4 protein-coding genes are annotated in these 3,548 nt (G+C 70.4%); 3 read left to right on the top strand and 1 reads right to left on the bottom strand.

The genetic code is table 11. The annotated features are described in order from the left end of the window. Positions 1-504, bottom strand: a 504-nt coding sequence (locus A9W95_RS04600; protein ID WP_172826556.1) for an LCP family protein, incomplete at its 3' end; no start/stop codon positions are given. Between the two features lie 67 nt (positions 505-571). On the opposite strand from A9W95_RS04600, the gene rfbD reads away from it, so the two are divergent. Genes rfbD through A9W95_RS04585 form a run of 3 tightly spaced genes read left to right on the top strand, consistent with a single transcriptional unit; the run spans position 572 to position 3,471 of the window. Next, on the top strand, positions 572-1,462 hold the full coding sequence (gene rfbD / locus A9W95_RS04595) for a dTDP-4-dehydrorhamnose reductase (RefSeq protein ID WP_067409434.1): 891 nt from the start codon (positions 572-574) through the stop codon (positions 1,460-1,462). Between the two features lie 34 nt (positions 1,463-1,496). Continuing rightward, positions 1,497-2,390 carry a glycosyltransferase family 2 protein gene (locus A9W95_RS04590; protein ID WP_156746003.1) on the top strand — a complete coding sequence of 298 codons (894 nt, stop codon included), beginning with the start codon at positions 1,497-1,499 and terminating at the stop codon, positions 2,388-2,390. A gap of 1 nt (position 2,391) precedes the next feature. Then, a complete protein-coding gene (locus tag A9W95_RS04585) occupies positions 2,392-3,471 on the top strand; it encodes a sugar phosphate nucleotidyltransferase (RefSeq protein WP_067409432.1) in 1,080 nt (359 codons plus the stop codon). Positions 3,472-3,548: the final 77 nt, after the last annotated feature.

Genomic DNA, 3,548 nt, shown 5'->3' with positions numbered 1-3,548 from the left:
GTCGGCCACCGTCTTGATCAGCGCCTCGCGTCCTGCCTCGGTGCCCGCCGCGGCGGCCTCGTTGGCCGAGGCGCCGGCCTTGACCAGGGTGGTCCGCTTGGCTTCCCGGGTCTGGCCGTAGACGCCGTTGATCTTCGTCTTGCCCAGTCCCGGCGCCTGGACGTAGGAGTCACGCGGGATCGAGATGGCCGTCGCCGACTTCCCGTTGTTGGGGATGCGCACCAGGATGATGGTGTCGGTGTTGGTGGCCTCTTCGTCGCCGGCCCGCAAGGTGGCCAGTTCTTCGGCGGTCAGCGGGTTGCCGTGTGCGTCGGTGCGGCTGTCCAGGCCCACCAGCAGGATGTCGATCGCGCCGTCGTCGGCGCCGTGGCCGAGCGACGGCGCCGACATGTGAAAGATGCCGTCCTGGAATGACTTGACGTTGGTCCACGCGACTCCGGTGCCGAGGACGACGGCGAGGGTCAATGCGGTGGCAAGCGCACGAACCACACGTTGCACAGGCATCACTGTAGGCTACTTGTGTCACAGCCGCTTTCCGGGTAGCCAGGCCCGGCGTGCCAGACTCGAACCCATGTCGCGCAGGATCGTGATCACGGGTGCGGGCGGCCAGTTGGGCGGCCATCTGGTGCGGCTCGCCGACCGCCAGGGCCGCGACTTCGTGGCCAAGACCTCCGCACAGTGGGACATCACCGACCCAGCGGCTGCCGCGAGTTTCATCGCAGGCGGCGACATAGTGGTCAACTGCGCGGCCTACACCGACGTCGACGGCGCGGAAACCGACGAAGCGGGCGCCAACGCCGTCAACGTCACCGGCCCGGAGATCCTTGCGCGCACCTGCGGACGCGTCGGCGCCGAGTTCATTCACGTCTCGACCGACTATGTCTTCGACGGGGACTTCGGCGGCGCCGAGCCCCGGCCCTACGAACCCGAGGACACCCCCGCGCCCCAGGGGGCCTACGCCCGCAGCAAACTGGCCGGTGAACACGCCGTGCGCTCGGTGCTGCCGCAGGCCGTCGTGGTGCGCACCGCCTGGGTCTATACCGGGGGCGCCACCAAGGACTTCGTCGCCGTCATGCAACGACTGGCCGCCGGCGACGGTCCGATCAAGGTGGTCGACGACCAGACCGGCTCGCCGACCTACGCCGCCGACTTGGCCGTGGCGCTGCTGGAACTCGCCGACTCCCTGCCCGACGGCGCCGCCCGGGGGCGGCTGTTGCACGCCGCCAACCAGGGCGCGGTGTCCCGGTTCGGGCAGGCGCAGGCGGTGTTCGAGGAGAGCGGCGCGGACCCGCAACGCGTGCACCCGGTCAGCAGCGACGAGTTCCCGCGGCCGGCGTCGCGCCCGTCGTACTCGGCGCTGTCCGGGCGGTCCTGGGCAGCGGCCGGTCTCACGCCGCTACGGCCTTGGCGCAGTGCACTTGTCGCTGCGCTTGCGGCTGCCGACGAAGCCGCCGCGAAGTGAGCGTTACCCTCTACGCGTGACTGACGTCCTGCCGGTGGTTGCGGTGACCTATTCGCCGGGGCCGCACCTGGAGCGCTTCCTGGCGTCGCTGTCGCTGGCCACCGATCGCCCGGTCGGCGTGCTGCTGGCCGACAACGGCTCGACCGACGGAACCCCGCAGGCCGCCGTCGAGCGCTATCCCAACGTGCGACTGCTGCCGACCGGGGCCAACCTCGGCTACGGGACCGCGGTCAACCGCACCGTGGCCCAACTCGACGCGCTGGCCGACCAGCCGTGGACGTCGGACTGGGTCATCGTGGCCAATCCCGACGTGCAATGGGGTCCGGGCAGCATCGATGCGCTGCTGGAGGCGGCCGAACGGTGGCCGCGGGCGGGCGCATTCGGTCCGCTCATCCGCGACCCCGACGGGTCGGTCTATCCGTCGGCGCGGCACCTGCCCAGTCTGATTCGCGGCAGCATGCACGCCGTGCTGGCGCCGGTCTGGCCCAGAAATCCGTGGACGGCGGCCTACCGGCAGGAGCGCCTGGAGCCCACCGAACGGCCGGTGGGCTGGCTGTCGGGGTCGTGCCTGCTGGTCCGTCGGTCAGCGTTTCAGCAGGTAGGCGGGTTCGACGAGCGATACTTCATGTATATGGAGGACGTGGACCTCGGCGATCGGCTGGGCAGAGCGGGCTGGCTTTCGGTGTACGTGCCGTCGGCGGAGGTGCTGCACCACAAGGGCCACTCGACGGGCCGCGACCCGGCCAGTCACCTGGCCGCTCATCACCGCAGTACTTATATCTTCCTGGCGGATCGGCATGCCGGCTGGCGACACGCCCCGCTGCGCTGGATGCTGCGCGGATCGCTGGCGGTGCGTTCCCGGCTGATGGTGCGCCGGGAGTTGCGCAAGGTGCGCCGCGACCTGAACCTGGCAGAAGGGCGGCACTGACGTGGGCACCAAGCAAGTCGATGCGGTCGTCTTGGTGGGCGGCAAAGGCACCCGGCTGCGGCCGCTGACCCTGTCGGCGCCCAAGCCGATGCTGCCGACCGCCGGGCTGCCGTTCCTGACTCATCTGCTCTCGCGGATTGCCGCGGCCGGCATCGAACACGTGATCCTGGGCACGTCGTATCGGGCCGAGGTGTTCGAGGCCGAGTTCGGCGACGGGTCCAAGCTGGGCCTGCAGATCGAGTACGTCACCGAAGAGAATCCGCTGGGGACCGGCGGCGGGATCGCCAACGTGGCCGGCAAGCTGCGCCACGACACGGTGCTGGTGTTCAACGGTGATGTGCTCTCCGGCGCCGATCTGGGTCAGCTGCTGGACTTCCACCACGAACATCAGTCCGACGTCACCCTGCACCTTGTGCGGGTCGGGGATCCACGGGCGTTCGGCTGCGTGCCCACCGACGCCGACGGCCGGGTCACCGCCTTCCTGGAGAAGACGCAGGATCCGCCGACCGACCAGATCAACGCCGGCTGCTATGTCTTCGCCCGCCACATCATCGACCGCATCCCGCGCGGTCGCGAGGTGTCGGTGGAGCGCGAGGTGTTCCCCATGCTGCTGTCGGCCGACGACGTCAAGGTGTGCGGCTACGTCGACGCCACCTATTGGCGCGACATGGGCACCCCGGAGGATTTCGTGCGCGGATCTTCCGACCTGGTCCGCGGCATCGCGCCCTCGCCGGCCCTGCACGGCCACCGCGGCGAGCAGTTGGTGCACGACGGCGCCGCGGTTTCCCCCGGCGCGGTGCTCATCGGCGGCACGGTGGTCGGACGGGGTGCCGAGATCGGCCCCGGGGTGCGACTGGACGGCGCGGTGATCTTCGACGGGGTGAGGGTGGAAGCCGGCAGCGTGATCGAGCGCTCGATCATCGGCTTCGGCGTGCGGATCGGTCCGCGGGCGCTGATCCGCGACGGCGTGATCGGTGACGGCGCCGACATCGGCGCGCGCTGCGAACTGCTGCGCGGAGCGCGGGTGTGGCCGGGAGTGTCGCTGCCCGACGGCGGAATCCGCTACTCCTCGGACGTCTGAGCAGCGCGCTGCGTGGCGCGGTGCACCAGATACCGCAACCCCGCGTCGGCGTCGGCCGGCAAGCCGTCGGCGGGCCA

Origin of the sequence: Mycobacterium sp. 1423905.2 (assembly GCF_001673155.1) — a bacterium.
Taxonomy (GTDB): Bacteria; Actinomycetota; Actinomycetes; order Mycobacteriales; family Mycobacteriaceae; genus Mycobacterium.
Note: the sequence above shows the minus strand (reverse complement) of the source record. Positions and strands in the feature narration are given on the sequence as shown.

What these genes read in the sequence shown, in the direction of transcription:
- rfbD (WP_067409434.1), top strand. Translation starts at nt 572, where the DNA reads ATGTCGCGCAGGATCGTGATCACGGGTGCGGGCGGCCAGTTGGGCGGC.